Origin of the sequence: Daejeonella sp. (assembly GCF_049655485.1) — a bacterium.
Classification (GTDB): Bacteria; Bacteroidota; Bacteroidia; order Sphingobacteriales; family Sphingobacteriaceae; genus Daejeonella.
This window is the reverse complement of record NZ_JBASJU010000162.1, coordinates 1-3,624: the sequence shown is the minus strand read 5'-3', so window position 1 is coordinate 3,624 and position 3,624 is coordinate 1. Positions and strand designations below refer to the sequence as shown.

Here is a 3,624-nt window from a genome sequence, read left to right as displayed (position 1 = left end):
GGGTATGTTCGTATCGATCAATCAAAGATTGGATGCGGAAACCCTTACCATCGTTGCAGATGAGTTTGGCTACGAGGTGGAGTTTGTGAAACCTGAAGATGAAGAGAGCGGAATGCTTGAAGAAGCAGATGATGAAGGTTCACTAGTACCAAGAGCGCCGATTGTCACCGTAATGGGACACGTGGATCATGGTAAGACATCTTTGCTCGACTTTGTTCGAAAAACAAACGTAATAGCCGGCGAGGCAGGAGGTATCACACAGCACATCGGTGCTTACGAAGTAACTCTTGAAAACGAGCGTAAAATCACGTTCTTAGATACTCCAGGTCACGAAGCCTTTACGGCGATGCGTGCACGTGGTGCCAAAGTAACAGATATCGCAATTATTGTAATTGCAGCTGATGATAGCGTGATGCCGCAAACGCGTGAGGCTATTAATCATGCGCAAGCTGCAAACGTTCCGATTGTATTTGCTTTCAGTAAGGTTGATAAACCAGGCGCGAATGCAGATAAGGTCCGCGAACAATTATCAGCAATGAACATCCTTGTTGAAGATTGGGGCGGTAAATACCAAAGCCAGGAAATTTCCGGTAAAACGGGATTGGGCATCGATCTATTATTAGAAAAAGTATTGCTTGAAGCAGATATGCTGGAGCTTACAGCTAATCCAAATAAACGTGCAGTAGGTACAGTAATTGAAGCGGCTTTAGATAAGGGACGTGGTATTGTAACTACCGTGTTGATCCAGGCAGGAACTTTGAAAGTTGGAGATGCTATTCTTGCGGGAGGTTATTCAGGCAGAGTTAAAGCATTGCATAACGAACGTGGAGTAAAAGTAGATAAAGCAGGTCCTTCTACTCCTGTACAGGTATTGGGTATGCAGGGCGCGCCAACCTCTGGTGACAAGTTTAACGCCATGGAAAGTGAAGTTGAAGCCCGTCAGGTTGCCAATAAGAGATTGCAATTACAGCGTGAGCAGGGATTACGTACTCAAAAACACATCACACTTGATGAGATCGGACGCCGTTTAGCGATAGGTAACTTCAAGGAACTTAATGTTATTGTGAAAGGTGACGTGGATGGATCAATAGAAGCATTATCTGACTCATTACTGAAACTTTCTACTGAACAGATACAGGTTAACATCATACATAAATCAGTAGGACAGATTTCGGAATCTGACGTATTGCTGGCTTCTGCTTCTGATGCCATCATCATAGGTTTCCAGGTACGTCCATCTCAAAGTGCGCGTAAGCTTGCTGAGGCTGAACAGATCGATATCCGTTTATACTCTATTATCTACGATGCGATCAATGAGGTTAAAGCGGCCATGGAAGGAATGCTTGACCCTGAGTTTGAAGAGAAAATTACTTCTAACGTGGAGATTCGTGAGGTGTTTAAGATCACTAAAGTGGGTACCATCGCAGGTTGTATGGTTCTTGACGGAAAGATCACACGTAACAGTAAGATCCGTATCGTCAGAGACGGTGTTGTTATCTACACCGGCGAACTTGCATCGTTAAAACGTTTCAAAGATGATGTCAAAGAAGTTGCAACGGGTTACGAGTGTGGTTTGAATATTCACAACTTTAATAATATTGAAGTTGGCGATATTGTTGAATCCTACGAACAGGTTGAGATTAAAAGGAAATTATAACATCCATTCATTATATTAGAAAGGCGATCAATTGATCGCTTTTTTTTTGAGAGAAAATATTGGAATAGGAATTCAGTGCGGATTCATCAGCTTTTATATGTACGGTATAGGTAGAAAGTTTAAGAGATATTTTGGTACACCAAGTTTTTCCAGGCAAACAAGAGAGCTTGGACGGATTAGGAATTCCCCTAAGGGAAAATCAGGCTATACCAATATTCTAAATAAGCCTTTTAAATTCCATGATGGCGGAAGCTTTGCCACGACCTTCGTAGAGATCTTCGAAAGCAAGATTTACCAGTTTAATCCGTCGGAAACGAGTCGTACGATTCTGGATTGCGGCGCTAATATGGGTTTAAGTGTTGTGTTTTTTGCTCTTAACTACCCTCACCATACCATCATTGCATTTGAGCCAGATCCTGAAATTTTTGAAATACTAAAAGAAAACGTTAAAAGTTTTGGGCTTAAAAATGTAGTTCTTCATCAAAAGGCCGTATGGGTCAAAAACGAGACTTTAAAGTTTTATACCGACGGTGGAATGGGCGGGCGTATTGATCAGGAATATGCCGAGCAGAAGCCAAGGGAGATTGAGGCTGTTCCTCTGTTGGATTACCTAAGCCCGGATGTGGATTTTTTGAAAATCGACATAGAAGGCGCGGAAGACAAAGTGCTTAAATACTGCGGACAACATTTGCGAAATGCAAACAACATTTTCTTTGAGTATCATAATAACGTTAGTTCCAAACAAACCCTGCACGAGCTGCTTGCCCTGGTAGAAGAACATGGATTTCACTATTATATTAAAGAATCCTATACGCGAAAAAGCCCTTTTGTTGATACTGAACTCATTTGTGAATCATTTGACATGGCCATAAATGTGTTTTGTTATAAAAATAACCACTAGGATTACTCTGAGATGCTATTTGCTTAAAGAATGAGAATCTAAGCCTTTTTCACATCTCACCTTCCGCATATTTAACGTTTCAGACAAGATTAAGTCATTATGACTTTCCTTGCTTCTTGAAGCTTCAGGGTGAAATAAGTGGTAGCAGATTCCCCCAAACTTTAAAAACAAGCGGTTGACCCCGTAATTGATAAGTCTTATAGCAATTTCACTATCCTCTTTACCCCAGCCGGAAATATCTTCATTATATCCATTGACAGCAAACAAGTCTTTTCGCCAAAATGCCATATTACAGCCTTTCACATAGTAGGGCTTATTCCTTTTATAAATTGAGGATAGAAGTTTAGATAATAATGGGATTCGAACACCATTTAATCTGTTATTACCCATTACTAACAGACTGCGATCAGATGGCGATGTTTTTCCCTGAAGGAGTTTCATGCTAAAATCTTCGGGCAACAATAAGCGACTGCCCGATACAAATTTGCCCTTAGTCGCTAATCTTAGATGATCTTTAATAAAATCAGAATGTAGTATGAGATCGCCGTCTATTTGGATAATATATTCAAATGAAGCTGCGGCTATGGCTTTGTTCCTGATAGCAGCTAATTGAAACCCTTCGTCAGGATGCCAGACGTGTTTTATTGGAATTTTGGATTTAGATTGGAATTCTTTTATAAGATCACCTGTTTCACTTCTCGAACCATCGTCGGCTATGATAATTTCATCAGGTAAGCAGGTCTGTTTAAATACACTCAACAGGCAAAGATTTAAAGCCTCCGGCCAATTATAAGTTGATATGATTAGCGACGATTTCATTTGCCCAGAGCTTTTTTTCTCAAGAAGTTTACCTTTTTTAAGCTGGATTTTTTATACCAGGGATAAATCTCGTCGCTATTTTTCAACATAAAATAAAAGCAATCTAAGTAAGATATAAAGTTGGTGTTTGCCTCATCAGTCTTTTTTATAAACTTTTTTATAAAAAGACTATCCGGAAGCTTTAGGAAAGATGCATGCATAAATGCTTCAATCTGCTTTCTTTTTAAAGCTGCCCAGATCAATTTTT

The 3,624-nt window shown here is 40.0% G+C and carries 4 protein-coding genes; 2 read left to right on the top strand and 2 right to left on the bottom strand.

The window, feature by feature from the left end:
- On the top strand, positions 1-1,657 hold a 1,657-nt coding region (gene infB / locus WBJ10_RS06610; protein ID WP_424288731.1), incomplete at its 5' end, for a translation initiation factor IF-2.
- Positions 1,658-1,754: 97 nt separating this feature from the next.
- Positions 1,755-2,558 carry an FkbM family methyltransferase gene (locus WBJ10_RS06605; protein WP_424288730.1) on the top strand — a complete coding sequence of 268 codons (804 nt, stop codon included), beginning with the start codon at positions 1,755-1,757 and terminating at the stop codon, positions 2,556-2,558.
- Between the two features lie 15 nt (positions 2,559-2,573).
- Here WBJ10_RS06605 and WBJ10_RS06600 read toward each other — a convergent pair whose 3' ends face one another.
- The gene (locus WBJ10_RS06600) at positions 2,574-3,377 is read right to left on the bottom strand and encodes a glycosyltransferase family 2 protein (protein WP_424288729.1); all 804 of its coding nucleotides are present in this window, start codon (positions 3,375-3,377) and stop codon (positions 2,574-2,576) included.
- A partial coding sequence (locus WBJ10_RS06595; protein ID WP_424288728.1) for a hypothetical protein occupies positions 3,374-3,624 on the bottom strand: 251 nt, incomplete at its 5' end. The genes WBJ10_RS06595 and WBJ10_RS06600, both read right to left, overlap by 4 nt.

Bases quoted from the DNA above. Each gene is read 5' to 3' on its own strand.
- WBJ10_RS06605 (WP_424288730.1), top strand. From the start codon at position 1,755: ATGTACGGTATAGGTAGAAAGTTTAAGAGATATTTTGGTACACCAAGT.
- WBJ10_RS06600 (WP_424288729.1), bottom strand. From the start codon at position 3,377: ATGAAATCGTCGCTAATCATATCAACTTATAATTGGCCGGAGGCTTTA.